Raw genomic sequence first — 19,395 nt, 5'->3', positions numbered from 1 at the left:
GTGGAGCCATGAAACGTCTCCCCGCTGTCCTCGTCCTCGCCACCGCCGCTGTGCTCCTCGCCGGATGCACCAGCGAAACGACCGAGGAGAACATCACCGTCACGCCCGGACAGACCGGGACCTTCTCATCGGGCGACACGACCGTCGTCGTCGAGCCGGAAGACACCGCGACTCCGGCCTCGTCGGAGGATGCCGCCTACCTCACCGAGGTGCGCGGCAAGCTCGGCGACCTCGCTTCGGCGACGGACGATCAGTTGGTCTCGCTCGGTGAGAGCACGTGCGAGCAGCTCGAGGCCGGAACGCCCGCGGACCAGGTCATCCTCGTCGTTCCCGCGGGCCTCTCCGCTCAGCCGGGCGACGGCGTCATCGTCGCCCAGGCTGCACAGGCGACGCTCTGCGACTGACCGGCGCATTCGCCGGATCGGCGTACAGGCCCGTCCCCTGCGGCGCGAACTCGCCTGGTCGAGTGACGTGAAGCGAATGGGCCGGCCTGTACGCCGGGTTCTGTCCGGGGGCGTGAGCCCCGTGGACGGTCATCTCTCTCGGCGACACGTTGCCGTGCCGCTCAAGCGGCCTACCCGGGGACTCGGCGAGCCGCGTCAACATCCCCTGTCTGGCCTTGCTCCGGACGAGGTTTACCGTGCGGGTCGTGTCACCACGACCCCGGTGGTCTCTTACACCACCCTTTCACCCTTACCCCGCGGCCCTTCGACAAGCTCAGGGACCGGTGGGGCGGTCTGCTCTCTGTGGCACTGTCTCGCGGATTGCTCCGGGTGGGCGTTACCCACCGTCCTGCCCTGTGGAGCCCGGACGTTCCTCGGCACGGGCGAACCCGTGACGCGACCGTCCAGCCGACCCATTCGCACCCTCGAGTCTACGCGGGCCGATCACGCCTTCTCCGCCGTCTCGCCGATTCGGAGGTCGAGCGGGAAGTCCAGGGGGAACGAGCCGAAGAGAAGGCGTTGAGCGGTCGCCGCCGACTCGCGGACGGCCGCGGCGACGGCCTCGGCGTGAACGACCGGCGTGTGCACGATGATCTCGTCGTGCAGGTAGAACGCCAGGTGCGGGCGGCGCTCGAACACCGGGCCGGAGCGGGGCGCGGCGTCCGCGGCATCCATGGGTTCGAAAGCCGCGAGGCGCCCGCGCAGATCGGCGAGCCAGGCGAGAGCCCATTCGGCGGCCGTTCCCTGCACCACGAAGTTGCGCGTGAAGCGCCCCCGGTCGCGCGCGGAGCGGCGGGCGCGGGTCTCGTCGATCCCGGATGCCTCGGCGTCGCCGGCCCGCGACTGCACCGCACGCCACGCCTCGCCCGGTCCGGGCGAGGTGCGGCCGAGCCACGTCGACACGACACCGCCCTCTTCGCCGACGCGCGCCGCATGGTCGACGAGCGCCATGGCCCGGGGGAAGGTGCGCCGCAGACGGGGAAGGAGACGGCCGCTCTCCCCGGTCGTCGCGCCGTACATCGCCCCGAGCATCGCGATCTTCGCCTCGGCGCGCGTGGCCACCGCGCCGGCCTCGACGACACCCGCGTACAGGTCGCGGCCGCGCGCGGCGTCGGCGAGAGCGGTGTCGCGCGCCATCGCCGCCAGGACGCGGGGTTCCAGCTGCGCCACGTCGGCCGTGACGAGCGTCCACCCCGGGTCGGCGCGAACCGCGACACGGAGCGCCCGGGGAATCTGCAGCGCTCCCCCGCCGGATGACGCCCAGCGGCCGGTGACGACGCCCGCCGGCACGTACACGGGCCGGAACCGGCCGTCGTTAACCCACTCCGACATCCACGCCCACCCGTTCGCGGTGTACAGGCGCATCAGCTTCTTGTACGCCAGGAGGGGTTCCACCACCGGATGGTCGTGCTCGGACAGCTCCCACTTGCTCGTCGATTCGACGAAGAGACCGGCGCGATGGAGCGACCGCAGCAGACGTGGCTGCGAGTCGAGCGACGCCGACGGGTCGCCGAGAGCCGCGCGCACGCGTGCCGCGGACTCCTCGATGCGGGTGGGGAGAGCCTGGCCGCGCCGCTCCCCCAGCTCCCGCGCCAGTAGGATGCCGTGCGCCTCGACGCTCCATGGCAAGCCGGTCTCATGCAGCTCGACCGCGAGAAGTGCGCCCGCCGACTCGGCCGCGCACAGGAGGCGCAGCGCAGCCGGCGTGGAGGCGCCGTCGATGGCGGCGCGCTGACGGCGATACTCCTCGAGCGCCGCGTCTGCGGTGTCGGGAAGGCCGGATGCCGTGTCGGCGAGGTCGAACAGCGTGTCGGCCGCGACGGTGTCGGCTGCGACCGCGTCCCAGGCGCGAGCGGCACGCAGACCGTGGTCGTCGGTGACGGCTGCGGCATCGCGGAGGAGCGCGTGCACGAGGCGGAGGTCCCAGGCTCGCCCCACGCGAACGCCCGCGGTGAGCAGACCGGGGTACCAGGTCCGCGTGTCGCTCCAGATCCAGCGGACCGGCCCGGTCGTCTCGCGGTCGTGGATCGCACGGGTGACGTCGGACGCCCGGACGGCGACGGTGGAGGTCACGGTGCCCGTGGCATCCAGATCGATCAGGGCGACATCACCGGATGCCGTCCGTCCGACGACGACCGCGTCAGAGGCCGCGGACGCCAGGGCGCTTCACCGCGATTCTTCGGTGCGCACGAGGATCGCCCCGCACTCGGGGCAGAAGACGACCTCGTCGGTCTGCGCGCGGCGGACGGCCGCCAGATCGCTCGGGGGCAGAACCATGCGACACGCTTCGCACGCACCGGCCCGGAGGAGACCGGCACCGTTTCCGCGCGCGGCCAGGCGCTCGTAGAGCGCGACCAGATCCGCCGGCACGGAGCCGGCCACGGCCTCGCGGTCACGGCGGGCTCCCTCGAGCCGCTCGGTGGCCTCGGCCACGACCCGCTTGGCTTCGGCGCTCAGCTCCGCACCGCGGGCGTTGGTCTCGGTGATCAGAGCCTCTTGCTCGGCGACAGCGGCATCCGCGCTCTCGAGCCGCTCCATGAGTTCGATCTCGAGGTCTTCGAGATCGCTCTTGCGACGCGCGAGAGCGGCGAGCTCGCTCTCGAAGCCCTGCGCCTGCTTCGGGTTCGACGAGGCGGCGAGCCGCTCGGTGTCGCGCGCGATGCGTGCGTCGACGACCTTGACGTCGGACTCGAGGCGCGCGATCTCAGCCGTCAGGTCGTCGCGGGCGTTGGCTCGACTCGACAGTTCCTGGGTCAGCGTGGCGCGCTGGGCGAGCAGGTCGCGCACCTCCGCCGCTTGCGGCGGGTTGCCCGCGACACGCTCATCGTGCCGGATCCGGGCATCGAGGTCGGCGAGATCGAGCAGTTTGCGCTGGTCGGCGGGGTCGGCGTTCACGATGTCCACGCTACCGCGAGGGTCGGACACGCGAGCGCCCTGGGTAGCCTGGAACGTACGGACCCCCCGGATGAAGGGATGCCATCACCGTGACATGGAGCATCGATCCCGTACAGGCGCGCGCCGTCTGCCGTGCAACCGACGAACACGCCCAGGCCATCGACGATGTCGTGACCGCGACCGCGAACGCCTTCGACGCAGTCCAGACGGCTGTCGGCGACGGTGAGACCTCGACCGCGCTCAGCGAGGTTGCCGCCGACCCGTTCCTGATCCGCCTCGCCGCTCTCCGACGGCACGTCAGCACGGTCACCGAGACGACCGAGAGCGTGATCTCGTTCTACGAGCAGGCCGACGACGACATGGCGGCGCAGACGCAGTCGACGATGAGCGGCGTTCAGCCGTGAGCACGCCGTTCACCGGAACCGGGCCGCTCGTCACGGTGCCCAGCTCGGCAGCGGTATCGGCGGCCGCCGACACCCTCGCCGCGGCATTGGACGGACTCGACGACGCCTCGACCGACATCACGACCACCTGGGGTGGTCTGAGCGCGGTCTATCACGCTCCCGAAGCGCAGACGGCGTACGGCGCGATGGCGCCTGTGCCGACGACCGTCGACGACCTCGAGACCGCTCTCACGGCTGCCGTCTCGGCCCTGCGGACCTACGCCGACACCCTGACGTCGCTCGAGGCGCGGCGCGCCGCCCTGGTGGCCGACCTCGCCACCGTCGACGAGCAGCTCGACCTGCCGATGGACGACCGTGACCCGAGCGCCCCCACGGTGTGGGACGTCGCGCAGAGGCGATCGGTGTTCGAGGGCGATGTGGTCGCGGCCGACCAGGAGTGCGCGCGAGCGCTGCGCGCGCTTCGGACGTCAGCCTCGTGGTCGATGAACGACGGCCTCGAGATCGTCAACGGCAACATCGGCTCGGGCACGCAGGGTCTCGCCGCCGAGCTCCTGCAGCGGTACCGCGGCACGCTCATGGTCCCGGGTCCCGGAGCCCTCCTGCCCGACGAGATCACGCTCACCGCGGGCCAGATCAACCCGACGTGGCCGCGCACCATGATCGATGGACAGGTGTGGGTGCGCAGCCCCTCCGGCATCCTGATGCTCGAGAGCAATCTGCTGCCCGACACCCCTCCCCGCGTCTCGGGTCTGCCGGGCTGGCAGGGCCAGCCGCAGTTCGCTCCCGACAAAGTGGGCACGCCACCGGAGTGGGCCGGCCGCGCCGGTAAGGCGCTGGGGCTGCTCGGCGCCGGACTCACGTACTGGGGTGTATACGGCGAGAGCTACAACGACACCCTCACGCGGCACCCGGACTGGTCGGAGGATCAGCGGCAGGAAGAGGCCGTCGTCGACACCGTCGTGATCGGCAGCGCGTCCGTCGCGGGTGGAGCCGGTGGCGGCTGGGGCGGCGCTCTCCTCGGTGCGAGCATCGGATCGATCTTCCCCGGCCCGGGAACCATCATCGGCGGGATCATCGGCGGTGTGATCGGCGGCGTCCTGGGTGGCATGGGCGGTCAAGCGGTCGCGCAGGACGTGGTGGACGACGTCCGTCAAGAGAACGTCGAGATCATGGCGCCGGGGCCGATCGGGGCGCAGCCGGGGAACGTCCTGTGACCGTCGGGCTTCTCCTCGGGGTCGTGTTCCTCGTTCTCGGCGTCGTCGCCTACACCGGTCGATGGAAGGGGTGGATCCGCGCGCGCCGCGGATTCGGCAGCACGATCGGATTCGCCTGGCTGTGGTTGGGTGCGGCGTTCGCCGTGGCATCCGTGGCCCTGCTCGTGGAGTCGTACTCGCGAGAGGTGTTCTTCGTCCTGCTCGCGGTCGCGGCGATCCTGCTCGTCGTGGCGATCGTCGGGGCGTTCTGGCTCCCCCGCTTCCTTCTCCCCGCGTGGTACCTCACCCTGCGCGGCGACCCGACGACGAAAGGCGGCCGCGCGTGAAGTTCTCGACCGCCGACCGACGCGTTCCCGACGTCCTTGAGGTACGGACCCCGCACGCGATCGTTACCTATCCCGACAGCTTCGTCGCTTCGGAGTACCAGGGCGCCGAACTCGTGCTCACCCTCCGCGAGCGGCAGGACGTCTTCCAGCCCAACCTCGTCCTGACGCTGGTGGACAGCACCGCGCCGCTCACCGACGCGTCCGCGGCCGCGATCCTCGCCTCGAGCCAGCAGCATCCCGGAGCCCGGGTGGTGGGCGTCGACCTGTGGGACGAGAATCCGGATGCCACCCTCGCCCGCGCGCGATGCATCACCTTCGTCTACCCGGCGGGCGCGACCGACGTCGTCGTGACGAAGACGGTGTGGGCGACGGGGACGCACCACGTGCACCTGTCCGCCAGCGCCACCCCCGCTCAGCTCGGAGCAGTGGGCCCGGTCTTCTCGTGGATCGCCGCGCAGCTGCGTCTCACCGCCGATGCCGGCGAGGTCGAGGCGGCGGCGCGATCGGTGGGTGCCGCTCCCGCCGACGCCGACGCCTCGACGCGTGTCGGCTTCCCGCTCGAGGCTCTCGCCCCGTTCGCTCCCCCGGCTTTCGCCACGACCGCTCCCGTCGTCTCGACCGCGGCTCTCACCGAGCTGCGGGCGGGTGCGTCGCGCACGCGCCGGGGCCCCGGATCCGGGACCCTCCCCCGTCGGGTGAGAGGGACGGATGCCGCGGCCGAACTGCTCGCGGCGGGCTTCATCGACGAGGGGGCCGCGCTCACTCCGACGGGCACGGCTGTCGCCTCGGCTCTTGGTTCGCGCACCCCGCTGCTCGTCGCCCGGGTCCGGCGCGGAGGGCAAGCCGCCGTCCTCGTGGCGTTCGCCGGTCCTCGCGGCGTCGTGATCGCGCACGACCCCTCGATCGGCGAGCTGAACGCGGGTGCCGCGATCGCCGATCCGGAACGTCGCCACATCGCTTTGGTCGTTCCCGAGCACGTGCCCGCGTTCGTCGCCGCGTGGATCGGGCTCGAGCCGTTCTGGCCGATCGACGACGCCGAGCCGATGTCGGTGGCGACGGCGGAACTCGAACAGGCGGTGGGTCCGGGGACCGGCGGATGGACTGACGTGCTTCTTCAGGGAGCGCGGCGGGAACGCTACGACGCGATCGTCCCGGGTCGCGGATGGAAGCGCGTGATCCCACCGGCCGACGGCGCGCATGACCTGCTCGCCGATCCGAGCCGCGCCGTGTACATGTTCCTCGTCGATCTCTGCGCGCGTTCGCTCGAGGAGGGTCCGGTCTCGCCCGCCCGCTAGACTCGAGGCATCCCGGGCCTTTAGCTCAGCTGGTAGAGCGCCACGTTTACACCGTGGATGTCGTCGGTTCGATCCCGGCAGGGCCCACTCCGCCGTCAACTCAGGATGTTCACGCTCCGTGCGATCACGAGCGCGAGAAGCGCGAATCCCGAGATCGCCTGCACCATCATGAACATCTTGGCGCGCGCACTCAGCGGCATGACATCGGTCGGGCTGAACGCCATCGCGTTGGATGCCGAGAAGTAGAGGTAGTCGACGTACCCCGGCGCCCAGTCCTCGACGTCGGAGGAGCGCCGCGCCACCTCGCGGACGGCGTCACGGTCGGAGTCCTGAGGGAACTGGAAGTCGGCGGGAGGAAGGTCGTCGCGCGCGTCGCGGCGGCGGGCGATCGGACCGCCTCGGTCCATCTCCCAGTAGACGACGGCATAACCGATCACGTTGATCGCCCAGACCTGTGCGGCGCCGAGCAGGGTGGTCGCGCCGCTCCCCTCGCCCAGCAGCAACTGGCGAACGAGAAGGAAGAAGGCGACCTGATTGGCGCCCAGCAGCACCACGGTGAAGCCTAGGGCGAAGCCGCGCCCGACGCGGGTCTCGCGGGTCAGGCGTGCTGGATTGGTCACGATCATTGGGATCGCGCAGAGCACGCCGGCGATCACGACGACATAGCGCAGCGCGCCCGAGGCATCGCTCGGGAGGACCGCGTACAGGCCGGTTCCGACGGCGAGAGCGATGAGCACCGGCCACCGATGCTCGGGGCGGGTGCGGAAGCCGTCGATATCGGGGGTGCTCACGGGGTCAGGCTAACCCCCGCGGGTTCGGTGATGCGGAGGCGAGGCGACGAAGAGCCTGCTCCGCGACTCATTGTCTCGCCGCTTCCCATCGTCATGGACCACGCGGTGTGTCGGCCTCGAGCGCCCGACTGATACCGGCGACGACTCTGTCTCCCAAGGTGGCGGCGAAGCTCGCCGTGAGGTGGTCAGAATCGCGATACGCGTTACGGCCGCCGATAACCGGTGAACAGCGATCTTGGTCGCAGAACACCTCGGTGTTGTCGATGACGAGAATGCCGTCGACACTCTCAGCCGCGAGCAGCATGGGGTCGAGTGCGGGTAGCGCCTCGCTCCGTGGTGCACGGCAGTCAACCGGCTCGCGGTTCAGCAGGCAGATGTTGGGGTTGGTCGCGAAAGTCGGATTGTCGCGGATTGCGACGATCGGAGTGCCCCGATTCGACATGCTCTCCCACGCGAGACGGAAACCATCGGCGGCAGCGTCCGTCGCGGTCGCGTGCCCCTCGGCGGAGAAGTGGGTTCTTGCGAACGCTGACGTCACGACGACATCCGGCTTCTGGTCACGGAGCCAGGCCGAGACATTCTCCTGCCAGGTCGCGCACACGCGCGCGAACGGCACTTCCTCGCTCAGCGCTGTCGTGTTCCACGGACAGCCGCCTTTCAGTACCGTCGTCAGACGCCACCCCTTCTCGACCGCGCTCTTCGCGAGAACGTCGATGTACTGGAACGCATGACTGTCTCCGATGAGAAGCACCTCAGGCGCAGCGGGATCGGAAGCACCGAATGAACAGGGCGCCACCCGGTCATCTCCGAATTGGGCAAGACACTGCGAGGCGGGAGGGAGATCCATCCCGGCAATCGCCGCTTCGGGTGCATACCCCTCGTGCACGGTCTCCGCGCAGCCCGCGTCGAGGACCTGATGTGCGCCGACGCACGGGCCGGGCTCCGACTGCAACTGCGTGATCGTCGCCTCGCCCGCGAGATACCGAGGAAAGTTCGCTGCTGCGAGGCCGACGCTCAGGAGAGAGACGAGCAACATGGCGCCGGCCGCGACGAGAAATGTCCGTCGTGGTCTCGCGTCGCGTAAGGGATGCCAAGAACGAACGGGGTCCTCGATGAAACGCTGCGTCAGCCACGCAAAGACGATGGTGACGACGAGCAGGCAGAGCATCTGTGCGCCGGTTCCCGACCACCACGCGAGAGCCGGTGCGATCAGGATCAGCGGCCAATGCCAGAGGTAGAGGCTGTACGAGATCTTCCCGACGAACGCGAACGGCGGCAGGGAGATGAGTCTGGCGGGGAACCACCACGGGCCGTCCGCGCCCGCAGCGATGACCGCGACGGTCGAGAGCACCGGAAGCAGGGCCGCGGAACCGGGGAAGTGGACGGCGTCGCTCAGGAGCGCGAAGCATGCTGCCAGACCGGCGAGTCCGAGCCATCCCAGCAGGACGCGGCACCACACCGGTTTCGGATGGAGTGTGGGGAGCAGGGCGAGCAGCGCACCCGCGCCGAACTCCCACACACGGGTGAAGGTGGCGAAATACGCCGCCGCCGGGCTGAACGCGGTGAACCACACGCTGGCCATGAGGCTCACGCACGTCATGAGCACGACCGCGCCCACGACGCCCGCTCTTGTCCGACCGGTGAGACGCCGGCCGATCGCAGCGCCGAGCAGGATTGCCAGTGGCCACACGAGGTAGAACTGCTCCTCGACAGAAAGCGACCAGTAGTGCCGTGCGAAGGTCGGACTGTTCGAGTCGCCGAAGTAGTTCGCGGACGTGGTGACGAGGTGCCAGTTGGTGACATAGAAGGTAGAGGCGACGATCTCCTTCACTCTCAGGGGTAGCGCCGAGAGCGGAGCGAGGGTGGGTGTCGAGACGACGATCGCGCAGAAGCACAGAACGATCAGCGCCGCGGGCAGGAGTCGTCGAGCACGCCGGGCCCAGAACGCCGCCAGTCGGACCGTGCCGGTTCGGCTCAGTTCGCGAGCAAGGTGTCCGGTGATCAGGAAGCCGGAGATGACGAAGAAGACGTCGACGCCGGCGAACCCTCCCGGCAGCATCCTCGGCCACAGATGGAAAACCACGACCCCCAGAACGGCGATCGCCCTCAGCCCCTGGATGTGCGGAAGAAAGCCGGTTGCATCGACCGAGGCACGCTCGGCTCGTGGCCTGATGGGAGTTGACACCATTGGAACGTGCCACGGAAGGCCGAGCCGATCTGTCACGGAGGGCACGGCGGCGACAGGGTGACGGACGGTTACCGCGCCGAGCATCCGGCGCACGGCACGATCGAGGGAGAGGCGCCGCTCCTCGAGATTGGCCCCGTCGCTCACCCTTTGCAGAGATCGGGGGACGAGTCCCGCGGTCGAGCTCACACCTCGAACCACGCCGCTCCTCCTCCATCGCTGTACAACACGAACGTTCGCAGTGTTCCGGGGCCGATGGAATTCGAACCTGGAGTGCGGAAGACGAATGATCCTGGTTTCAGAACAGCCGTTCCACCATCGCTGACCACTCTCACGACCTGCCCCGAGTATCCGTCACGGAAGTCGTTGTACGATGCGCCCCCCTGCAGCTTGAGCGTCTCTCTCCCCATCACCGAAATGAACCCTTCCCTGTCGGGCGGGAGCACGCCCGTCACCTCCCGCGACCACGGGTCAACGGTGAGGCGTGAAAGGAGATGACGCTGCGACCGCTGCTCGTAAAGGACGGGGTCGATGTGTCCCGGCGATCCGTCGGGATGGGTCGGCAACCCGTACCAGTGCGTCTGCCACCCTGCGATGAGATTCCCGTTCCCCGCACCGGAGGCGATAGTTACAAGGGACCCTGGCGCGGCATCCACTCCCTCCGCACGGGCAGGAAAGTAGATGACAGGCTGAAGCACGCGCGAGGCGCCCCCATGAAAGCGAAAGAGGTCGGCACGCGAGTGGTTCAGTGGGGCGCCAGGCCCGCCCGCGCCCGCGTCACCGGTGAGTCCGTCATGGATGAAGCGAACCACGGAGAACCGGGATGCCGAGAACACCACGTCATTTCCCAGGTCGAAGCACGCCAGCTCACCCGCAGCGTTTCCGCATCCATGGAAGTCGCACGCGGAGAATGTCGTGTCGGCTCCAAGGAACCATCGCTCACCGCCACCGTCCGGAACCGTGAAGTGACAGGCGACGAAGGAGATCGCGGTCTTGGCCTTTTCAGACTGGCTACCGACATAGCCCACCTCTTCCACGGAAATGTGACTTGGGTGACTCCCTTCGAAGGCATACGTGTTCTGCACGAACATGCAGGAGACGAAGCTGATTTCACGAACGTACGTCGTCGGCGATGAGGAGCCAGGCATAGCGCCGATTTGGATGGGTGAGCGGGTGGAAGTTGTCGCCCAGCCATGTTCGAACTTCGATCCCCAGAAGTCGACATGTCGTGAGCCCCGGTCGATCAGGAGTTCAAGGTCGCAGAACTCAATGTGGCAGCCGATGAATCGGAGAGCATTGCAATTCTCGACGGGGACACCAGCCGCGTCAGTCGTCGTCATCACTGCGAGCGCGAACGCGCCACCCTCCGCTGCGTCAGAGCGCCCGCACCAGCCGATGTTCACCGACGTGAATGTAGAGTCCATAACGCCCTCGAGACGCAGACCTTCTCTTCGAAACCCAAAGATGGATACCTTTTCTAGGCACACCTCCTGGGCCTGATGGACGATCATCCCGACCCTGTCCGTTGCGGTGAACGACTGAATGGGGTTCGTATCGCTCTGAATGCTGAGGCCCCGGATCGTCACCCTTTTCAGCAGATCGAGGCTGCGCCCCGGAGAATCGGGGCTGCCGAGATAGATGACAGGAGTCGTTGGGCTCGGTGATCCTGGATAGTCCTTCGTCACCAGTACGGCACCATCGGCCTCGACGGTTACCCTGATCGACCACTCGCCATACTGAGGCCCATGGGCCTCCGAGCCCGGGAGATTGAGGTCAGCGGGGGTGACGGACATATCCCAGGTATCGATGGGATAGAACCCCGGCGGAACTCGTATCGTCGCGCCACTCAATGGTTGCGAGACTGTCTCATAATTCGACGCTTCTGAGACTTCCGGCGGGGAAACGAATCGCACTGTGGCAAGCGCTTCCTTCCATGCCTTGCGAAATGCCACTGTATTGATCCGGGCCCTGCGCGCGAACTCGATCTCGTCCAGTGCACTCGTCGCAAGTGCGTAGGGCACTCCCCTCATCGCGCCGAGGACAGTGACGACGGTGTTGGGGACGTTCTCGTCGGCTGCGCTGGCGGCGGTGGGTGCTGACGAGAAAGTGGCGAGCCCGGCGGTCGCGGTCGCTGCCAGAAGAAACCCTCGTCGGGGGAGCTCGTCATTCATCGGGTGCATGATCCCGACATTCGCACACCGTGCGGCAGCCGCATTCGTGTCTGTTCGGCGTACGCGGACGTGCTCTGACCGCGCGGGAGGCGAATTCCTCCCCCACTTCACCACATCGGGGTGAGCGCGGGGATCGAGGACGTCAGACCGTCAACCGCTCACGACGCGAACGTCGGCGAGGTCCCGTTCCGAGTCGCATCGCCGGCCGTTCGACCGCGAGCCAGCTCGCCCACGCAAGGGGCAGGGTGAAGATGATGCTGAGGGCGAGATACCCCGCGACCGGAGTCCCCGTACCCGAGAGCAGGAGCGCGAGCATCTGCTGAACGGGGAACGCGTAGATGTAGACGCCGTAGGAGATGTCGTTGCGCGATCCGATGCGCAGGGGAAGCGCCGCACCCAGTGCGATGAGTACGTACGCGATTGCCGGTCCGAGGATGCCGGGTGCGATGCGTAGGGCGACACCGATGACGATCGTGGCGAAGGCGAGTGCGATGAGCCAGGGAGCGTGGGGGATCCGGTCGCGCCAGAGGAAGAGCAGCGCCCCCGACATGTAGGCGCACAGGAGAGTACAGAGCGTCACCACGACGTGCGGGAGCGACAGGAGATCCGCCGATGTCGTGAGCGAGATGGTGGCGCTCACCACCCAGAGCGCAGCGGTGGCTCGCGTGCTCCGACGAGTCACGAGGCATCCGACGACCCCTGTGACGATGTAGCAGCCGAACTCATAGGACAGCGTCCAGAGCGAACCGTTCCACACCCCGGGGAACGGCAGCGTCTCGAGCATTCCCGGAATGGTCGGTTGCACGGGCCACAGCGCGGCGTTGCGCATGACGTAGCCCAGAGCCGCTCCGGGAGTCCACGTTCCCCCTCCGAGAAGGAGACTTGCGAACGGAGCGAAGAGGAAGGCCGTCACGACGAGAACGACGAGAAATGCCGGGAAGATTCGAGCGATCCGTCGACGCAGGAAGTCGGACAGCTTCGTCGTCCGTGAACGGCTCATTGTGATGAGGAAGCCTGAGATCGCGAAGAAACCCGCGACGGCCAACGGCCCCAGGAACTGCGTTTCGAGCCCATAGCCGCCCAACTCCCAGGCGTGTGCCACCAGGACCAGCAGTGCGAGCCCGAGCCGGATCGCGTTCAGACTGTTCGCGCGTGGGTCGAACCGTGCCCCGAGCGTCGAGCGCCGCCGCACCCTCAGATCTGGAACCATGCCGCGCCTGAACCGTAGGTGTAATAGACGAAGCAGGTCATGTCCGACGTTCCGGCGCGAAGGGTCTGTGTTCCGCGGAGGACGAGCTGACCTCCCGAGAAGGTGATCGGCTCGCCGTCGGCGAGGACACGGATGATCTGCCCGGAGTACGCATCGGTGAAACCGGAGTAGGTCCGCCCGCCTCGCACGCGAACCTGCTCCGCTCCACACACGGAGACCCGCCCCTGATCGTCGGGCTCAAGGACCGGGGTCGACGTCCCCGTGAGGGGCGTCCACGTGAGGGAAGTGCCGAGCTGCGTACGACGAGAGTCTTCGTATCGGACGGCGGCGATGGGACCGGGCCGACCACCGTTCCCGGGTGGCAGTCCGTATAAGGCGGGATGCCACCCGGCTACGCGATTCGCATCGCCGACGTTCTGCGCCAGCGTGGCCACGGACCCGGGAGAGGTGCGAACGCCCTGATTCGGGGGCGGGAAGTAGATCACGGGATCGAGGACGCGGGACGCGCCGCCGCGAAAACGGAAAAGATCGGCGCGGGAGCCGGGCACGACCGCCCCGATGGGACCGTTGCGTTGCGTCTCGGTCAATCCGTCGTGCACCTCGGCGACCGCGGAGAAGCGACACCCGTCGAACGTGACGTCGTTGCCGAGATCGAAGCAGGCGGGGTCTCCCTCCGCGTTCCCGCACCCGGCGAAGTCGCACGCGGTGAAGGTGGTGTCGCCCCCGGTGAACCAGCGCTCGCCGACGCCGTCCGGCACCGAGAAATGGCATCCCGTGAAGGTGACGGCCGTCTTGGCGGCGAACGCCTCGCCGCCGCCGTATGCCAGCTCGCCGACGACGATGTGGCTCGGGTGTCGCCCGGGGTCGGCATAGGTGTTCTGAACGAACATGCACGAAGTGAACCCGATCTCGAGAACGCGGTCTCGAGAGGATTCCCTGTTCGGTGGATAACCGATCGACACCGGGGACTGTGCAGACGTCGTCCCCCAGCCGTGCTCGAACTTGCACCCGAGAAAGTCCACGTGGCGTGTCCCGCGATCGATGAAGAGCTCGTGGTCGCAGAACTCCAGGTGCGTGTCGATCACACGAAGGGCGTTGCAGTTCTCGACGATCGCGCCTGAGCCGTTGCGCGTGCTGAGGAACGCAAGGCCGAAGGGTGAGGGAGTCGGCGGCGCGCTCAGCCGCGAGCCGCGACCGCACCAGCCGATGACCGCGGCGTCGATCGTCGAATCCATGACGCCCTCGAATCGGATGCCTTCGCGCGCGAAGCCGAAGACCGAGACGCGCTCGAGGCGGATCTCTTGACTCTGGCGCACGAGGATGCCGACGCGGTCGGCCACGTAGTTCGCCTGGAGAGAGTGTCCGTCGCTCTGCACGGTGAGCCCTCGCAGCACGACGCGCTTCAGGAGGTCTTGGCTCCCCCCGCTGGATTCGGGGCTCCCCAGGTACACGACAGGGCTGCCGGCGGTGGATCCCGCGTGGTCGCGGGCGACGAGCACGACGCCCTCGGCTTCGATCGTGATTCGGACGGACCACTCGCCGTACTGCTGGCCGGACGCCCGTTCCGTGCCGGGCAGACGCAGATCGGCCGGGGTGACGGCGAGGTTCCACTGATCGATCGCGTAGAAGCCCGGCGGGACCTTGAGGGTCACGCCGGCGTTCGGCAGCCAGTTGACGCTCCGCCCGGAGGCGGGCGAGGCGGTCGGGGTGGGAACGACGCGCAGCAGCTGCAGAGCGCGTTTCCACGCGTCGTTGAAGGCCGCGGAGTTGGCTGCGGCGCGGCGCGCGTACTCGGCGGTGTCGAGCTCGGAGGTTCCGGTGCGGAAGGGGATGCCGGCGATGGCGTCGGTGACCGTGACGACGCCCGCGCTGTCCGCCGAGGTCGCGGCCGCCGCCGGTGCGGGTGCGTTGAGCGCGGTTCCTGCCGTACCGACGGCCGCGCCGGTCCCTGCAGTGAGCAGGAAGTGTCGGCGGTCGAGAGTGAAGGGCGAGCTGGTCATGGCCGTCACCATACGAAGCAGCCCGGCGCGGCAGCGGCCCGGATTCATTCGTCCCGGAGGGTGAGGGGAGGGGACGGATGCCGTTTCTCTGGCATGTATAGATGCGCAATCACACGATGGTGCGCCGGGAATGGCGCCCTCCGATTCCCCCGCGTCCTCACCCCTGTGGCATCCCACAGTGTTCCGTCACCGAGGATTCCCTCGATCGAGTCGGAAGAGACGGGGACCGGTGCGCATCCGTTCGCGTCATCACTCGCTAGGCTGGACGCTGGTTGATTGTGCGGAGCGAACAAGGGTTGCCGCACTTGTATGGCGATTCTCTGGCATGACCTGCCAGACGACGAAAGGTCTTCCGTGACTGTTCACGACCAGGATCCGTATTCGCAAGGGCCGCAGGACAGCGACCCCGAAGAGACCGGGGAGTGGCAGGAATCCCTGCGACAGCTCGTTCAGGCGAAGGGACCGGCTCGCGCTCGCGAGATCATGCTGAGCCTGTTGAAGGGCTCCAAGGAACTGCACCTCAACGTGCCGATGGTTCCCACCACCGACTACATCAACACCATCTCGCAGCAGAACGAGCCGGAGTTCCCCGGCGACGAGGAGCTCGAGCGCCGCTACCGCAAGTGGATCCGCTGGAACGCCGCCGTCACCGTGCACCGTGCGCAGCGTCCCGGTATCGGCGTCGGCGGTCACATCTCGACCTACGCGTCGTCGGCGGCTCTTTACGAGGTCGGCTTCAACCACTTCTTCCGCGGGCTCGACGACCCGTCGGGCGGCGACCAGATCTTCATCCAGGGCCACGCCTCGCCCGGCGCCTACGCCCGCGCCTACCTCGAGGGTCGTCTCACCGAGGCGCAGCTCGACGGCTTCCGCCAGGAGAAGTCGCAGGCACCGAACGGCATCCCGTCGTATCCGCACCCGCGTCTCATGCCGGAGTTCTGGCAGTTCCCGACCGTGTCGATGGGTCTCGGTCCGATCAACGCCATCTACCAGGCGATGTCGAACAAGTACCTCTCGAACCGCGGCATCAAGGATGTCTCGGACTCGCACGTCTGGGCCTACCTGGGCGACGGCGAGATGGACGAGGTCGAGAGCCGCGGACAGCTGCAGGTCGCGGCGAACGAGGGTCTCGACAACCTCACATTCATCGTCAACTGCAACCTGCAGCGTCTCGACGGCCCCGTCCGCGGTAACGGCAAGATCATCCAGGAGCTCGAGAGCTTCTTCCGCGGTGCCGGCTGGAACGTCATCAAGGTCGTCTGGGGCCGTGAGTGGGACGACCTGCTCGCCCGCGACACCGAGGGTGCGCTGCTCAACCTGATGAACACGACGCCCGACGGCGACTACCAGACCTACAAGGCCGAGAACGGCGCGTACGTCCGCGAGAACTTCTTCGGTCGCGACCCGCGGGCCCTGGAGCTCGTCAAGGACTACACCGACGAGCAGATCTGGGGCCTGAAGCGCGGTGGCCACGACTACCGCAAGGTGTTCGCGGCGTTCAAGGCGGCCAAGGAGCACAAGGGCCAGCCGACCGTCATCCTCGCGAAGACGATCAAGGGCTACGGTCTCGGCCCGCACTTCGAGGGCCGCAACGCGACCCACCAGATGAAGAAGCTGACGCTGGACGACCTCAAGGCCTTCCGCGACGCGATGGACATCCCCGTCACCGACGCGCAGCTCGACGAGAACCCGTACCAGCCGCCGTACTACAACCCCGGCGAGAACGACGAGACCATCAAATACATGCTCGAGCGTCGCCGCGCGCTCGGCGGTTTCCTCCCCGAGCGTCGCTCGACGCACGTGGGTCTCGAGCTCCCCGGCGACGCGGCGTACGCGCTGCCCAAGAAGGGGTCGGGCACGCAGGAGATCGCCACGACCATGGCGTTCGTCCGCCTGCTCAAGGATCTGCTGCGGGTCAAGGACTTCGGTCACCGCATCGTCCCGATCATCCCCGACGAGGCGCGCACGTTCGGTATGGACGCGTATTTCCCCACGGCGAAGATCTACAACCCCAAGGGCCAGCACTACACCTCCGTGGACCGCGAGCTGCTGCTCGCGTACAAGGAGAGCCCGCAGGGTCAGATCATTCACGTCGGCATCAACGAGGCGGGCGCCCTCGCGGCGTTCACCGCGGCCGGCACGTCGTACGCGACGCACGGCGAACCGCTGATCCCGGTCTACGTCTTCTATTCGATGTTCGGGTTCCAGCGGACGGGCGACGCCCAGTGGGCGGCGGGCGACCAGATGGCGCGCGGCTTCATCATCGGCGCGACCGCCGGTCGCACGACGCTGACCGGTGAGGGTCTGCAGCACGCCGACGGGCACTCGCAGCTCCTGGCGTCCACCAACCCCGCCACCGTGTCGTACGACCCGGCCTATGGGTACGAGATCTCGCACATCGTCCGCTCCGGTATCGAGCGCATGTACGGCGGCGAGCACCCGGACCCGAACGTCATGTACTACATCACCGTGTACAACGAGCCCTACGTGCAGCCCGCCGAGCCCGAGAACGTGGATGTCGACGGCATCGTCCGCGGTATGCACCGCATCTCGACCGGCGAGGGCGACGGGCCCCGCACGCAGCTTCTCGCCTCGGGCGTGGGCGTGCCGTGGGCGTTCGAGGCTCAGCGCCTGCTCAAGGACGACTGGGGCGTCGTGGCCGATGTGTGGTCGGTCACCTCGTGGACCGAGCTGCGCCGCGATGGCCTCGCCGCCGACGAGCACAACTTCCTGCACCCGGAGGCGGAGCCGCGCGTGGCGTACCTGACGGACAAGCTCAAGGAAGCCGAAGGTCCCGTCGTCGCGGTCAGCGACTGGATGCACGCCGTCCAGGACCAGATCCGCCAGTGGGTCCCGCAGAACTACTGGACGCTCGGTGCCGATGGCTTCGGCTTCTCCGACACCCGCGCGGCGGCCCGTCGATTCTTCAAGATCGACGGCCCCTCGCTCGCCGTGCGCGCCCTGCAGGCGCTGGCGGAGGAGGGCAAGGTCGATCGCGCCGTCGTCGGACAGGCGATCGAGAAGTACCGCCTGCACGACGTCAACGCCGGCACCAGCGGCAACGCGGGCGGCGAGGCCTGATCACGTGAGTGAACCCACGGTCGGGACCGGCTCCCCCCTCTCGGGCGGGACCGGTCCCGACCGCATTTCGCGCGACGGCCTCGATCGCGTCGCGCGCGACAAGGAAGAGACCCTCGTGTGGTTGCGCCGGATCTCCGGCGACCTCGCGACGGCCACGATCCAGCGCCTCGAAGAGACCCTCCCCTGGTACGCCGGGATGCCGCCGGCCCGGCGCTCGGCCGTCGGCCTCGTGGCCCAGGCGGGCATCACGTCGTTCACGCAGTGGGTCGAGGATCCCGCGCAGACCCCGGCGATCGCGTCGGACATCTTCGCGGCGGCTCCGCGCGAGCTCTTGCGCAGCGTGAGCCTGACGCAGACGCTGCAACTCGTCCGCGTCACCGTCGAGGTGATGGAGGAGCGCGTCGCCGGGCGGAGCAAGAGTGTGCGCGAGGCGATGCTCCTGTACTCGCGCGAGGTCGCGTTCGCCGCCGCCGACGTCTATGCGCGTGCCGCGGAGGCACGCGGCCTCTGGGACGCGCGTCTCGAGGCGCTCGTGGTCGACTCGATCCTCACGGGCGAGGCCGACGAAGAACTGCCCAGCCGCATCGCCGCCCTCGGATGGCACGGGCACGGAGAGGTCGCCGTCCTCGTCGGGACGACTCCCCCGCAGTTCGACGTCGATCAGGTGCGCCGCACGGCGCGCAAGCTCGGAGTCGACGTGCTCATCGGCGTCCAGGGGTCTCGTCTCGTCCTCGTGCTCGGCCGAGCCGAACTGCCCGCGCGGGGTGGCGACGACACGACCGAGCTCCCGTTCGCCGAGATCGCCAAGCGGCTCGAACCCGGGTTCGGGTCGGGCCACCTGGTGCTCGGCCCCCCGGTCGCGGCTCTCGTCGACGCCGGTCAGAGCGCCCGAGCGGCGCTGGCTGGCTTCGCCGTCGCGCGCGCGTGGCGCAACGCGCCGCGCCCGGTGGAGGCCGACGACCTGCTGCCCGAGCGCGCTCTCGCCGGAGACGCGGTGGCGAAGCAGACGCTGGTGGACCGCGTCTACCGGCCCCTCCAAGCGCACAGCACCGATCTCGTCGCGACGCTCTGGAGCTACCTCGACAACGGCCGCTCCCTCGAAGCGACCGCTCGCGAGCTGTACGTGCACCCGAACACGGTCCGGTACCGCCTCAAGCGCGTCTCCGAGGTGATCGGATGGGATGCCACCGGCCCTCGCGAGGCGCTCATCCTGCAGACGGCCTTGATTCTCGGGTCGATCGGAACGGATGCCACGCGACGGCGCGGAGCCGCCGGTCGGCGCCCTCCCCTGTCGCGCTGATGCACGGCTCGCACAAAGACACGCCGCATATCTGTGTCGATACCTCCATAAGACGGCGCTCGATCCTTGGCAGGATGGGA

14 protein-coding genes, 1 tRNA gene and 1 other RNA gene are annotated in these 19,395 nt (G+C 68.3%); 8 read left to right on the top strand and 8 right to left on the bottom strand.

From position 1 onward, the window contains the following. The first annotated feature begins 8 nt into the window (after positions 1-8). Complete coding sequence (locus tag QE388_RS15735) at positions 9-404, top strand: DUF732 domain-containing protein (protein WP_307386328.1); 396 nt, start codon at positions 9-11, stop codon at positions 402-404. 73 nt (positions 405-477) lie between these two features. On the opposite strand, the gene rnpB is transcribed toward QE388_RS15735, so the two are convergent. From rnpB to QE388_RS15720, 3 genes are all read right to left on the bottom strand, one after another. Further along, positions 478-859: RNase P RNA component class A (gene rnpB, locus QE388_RS15730), an RNA gene on the bottom strand. 28 nt (positions 860-887) lie between these two features. Then, complete coding sequence (locus QE388_RS15725) at positions 888-2,603, bottom strand: bifunctional 3'-5' exonuclease/DNA polymerase (RefSeq protein WP_307387161.1); 1,716 nt, start codon at positions 2,601-2,603, stop codon at positions 888-890. 6 nt (positions 2,604-2,609) lie between these two features. Continuing rightward, entirely contained in the window at positions 2,610-3,338 is a 729-nt protein-coding gene (locus QE388_RS15720; RefSeq protein ID WP_307386326.1) for a zinc ribbon domain-containing protein, read from the bottom strand. A gap of 89 nt (positions 3,339-3,427) precedes the next feature. On the opposite strand from QE388_RS15720, the gene QE388_RS15715 reads away from it, so the two are divergent. From QE388_RS15715 to QE388_RS15695, 5 genes are all read left to right on the top strand, one after another. Next, positions 3,428-3,742, top strand: coding sequence for a DUF6507 family protein (locus tag QE388_RS15715; RefSeq protein WP_307386324.1), 315 nt, complete (start codon positions 3,428-3,430; stop codon positions 3,740-3,742). After that, positions 3,739-4,956, top strand: a complete 1,218-nt coding sequence (locus tag QE388_RS15710) for a hypothetical protein (protein ID WP_307386322.1) — start codon at positions 3,739-3,741, stop codon at positions 4,954-4,956. The genes QE388_RS15715 and QE388_RS15710 overlap by 4 nt, the downstream gene beginning before the upstream one ends. Next, the gene (locus QE388_RS15705) at positions 4,953-5,282 is read left to right on the top strand and encodes a hypothetical protein (RefSeq protein ID WP_058595635.1); all 330 of its coding nucleotides are present in this window, start codon (positions 4,953-4,955) and stop codon (positions 5,280-5,282) included. The genes QE388_RS15710 and QE388_RS15705 overlap by 4 nt, the downstream gene beginning before the upstream one ends. After that, positions 5,279-6,577: a hypothetical protein gene (locus QE388_RS15700; protein ID WP_307386320.1), complete on the top strand. Its 1,299-nt coding sequence runs from the start codon at positions 5,279-5,281 to the stop codon at positions 6,575-6,577. Before QE388_RS15705 ends, QE388_RS15700 begins: the two co-directional genes overlap by 4 nt. Positions 6,578-6,591: 14 nt before the next feature. Further along, a tRNA-Val gene (locus tag QE388_RS15695) sits at positions 6,592-6,664 on the top strand. Positions 6,665-6,672: 8 nt separating this feature from the next. On the opposite strand, the gene QE388_RS15690 is transcribed toward QE388_RS15695, so the two are convergent. From QE388_RS15690 to QE388_RS15670, 5 genes are all read right to left on the bottom strand, one after another. Next, a complete protein-coding gene (locus tag QE388_RS15690) occupies positions 6,673-7,368 on the bottom strand; it encodes a hypothetical protein (protein ID WP_307386318.1) in 696 nt (231 codons plus the stop codon). 91 nt (positions 7,369-7,459) lie between these two features. Beyond that, a complete protein-coding gene (locus QE388_RS15685; RefSeq protein ID WP_307386316.1) occupies positions 7,460-9,556 on the bottom strand; it encodes an acyltransferase family protein in 2,097 nt (698 codons plus the stop codon). Positions 9,557-9,738: 182 nt separating this feature from the next. Continuing rightward, positions 9,739-11,724, bottom strand: a complete 1,986-nt coding sequence (locus QE388_RS15680) for a hypothetical protein (RefSeq protein ID WP_307386314.1) — start codon at positions 11,722-11,724, stop codon at positions 9,739-9,741. A 142-nt stretch (positions 11,725-11,866) separates the two neighbouring features. Continuing rightward, entirely contained in the window at positions 11,867-12,934 is a 1,068-nt protein-coding gene (locus QE388_RS15675; RefSeq protein ID WP_307386312.1) for an acyltransferase, read from the bottom strand. Beyond that, positions 12,919-14,934: a hypothetical protein gene (locus QE388_RS15670; RefSeq protein WP_307386310.1), complete on the bottom strand. Its 2,016-nt coding sequence runs from the start codon at positions 14,932-14,934 to the stop codon at positions 12,919-12,921. Before QE388_RS15670 ends, QE388_RS15675 begins: the two co-directional genes overlap by 16 nt. A 354-nt stretch (positions 14,935-15,288) precedes the next feature. Between QE388_RS15670 and aceE the strand changes: the two genes are divergently transcribed. Both aceE and QE388_RS15660 read left to right on the top strand, forming a co-directional pair. Further along, positions 15,289-18,015 carry a pyruvate dehydrogenase (acetyl-transferring), homodimeric type gene (gene aceE, locus QE388_RS15665; RefSeq protein WP_307386307.1) on the top strand — a complete coding sequence of 909 codons (2,727 nt, stop codon included), beginning with the start codon at positions 15,289-15,291 and terminating at the stop codon, positions 18,013-18,015. Positions 18,016-18,079: 64 nt separating this feature from the next. Beyond that, a complete protein-coding gene (locus tag QE388_RS15660) occupies positions 18,080-19,315 on the top strand; it encodes a CdaR family transcriptional regulator (RefSeq protein ID WP_307387160.1) in 1,236 nt (411 codons plus the stop codon). Positions 19,316-19,395 lie beyond the last annotated feature (80 nt).

This window comes from Microbacterium sp. SORGH_AS_0969 (assembly GCF_030818255.1).
In the GTDB taxonomy this organism is placed as follows: Bacteria; Actinomycetota; Actinomycetes; order Actinomycetales; family Microbacteriaceae; genus Microbacterium.
The sequence above is the reverse complement of the archived record's forward strand: the minus strand, read 5'-3'. Positions and strand labels throughout refer to the sequence as shown.

Bases quoted from the DNA above. Each gene is read 5' to 3' on its own strand.
- QE388_RS15670 (WP_307386310.1), bottom strand. From the start codon at position 14,934: ATGACCAGCTCGCCCTTCACTCTCGACCGCCGACACTTCCTGCTCACT.
- QE388_RS15735 (WP_307386328.1), top strand. From the start codon at position 9: ATGAAACGTCTCCCCGCTGTCCTCGTCCTCGCCACCGCCGCTGTGCTC.
- QE388_RS15675 (WP_307386312.1), bottom strand. From the start codon at position 12,934: ATGGTTCCAGATCTGAGGGTGCGGCGGCGCTCGACGCTCGGGGCACGG.
- QE388_RS15680 (WP_307386314.1), bottom strand. From the start codon at position 11,724: ATGAATGACGAGCTCCCCCGACGAGGGTTTCTTCTGGCAGCGACCGCG.
- QE388_RS15685 (WP_307386316.1), bottom strand. From the start codon at position 9,556: ATGGTGTCAACTCCCATCAGGCCACGAGCCGAGCGTGCCTCGGTCGAT.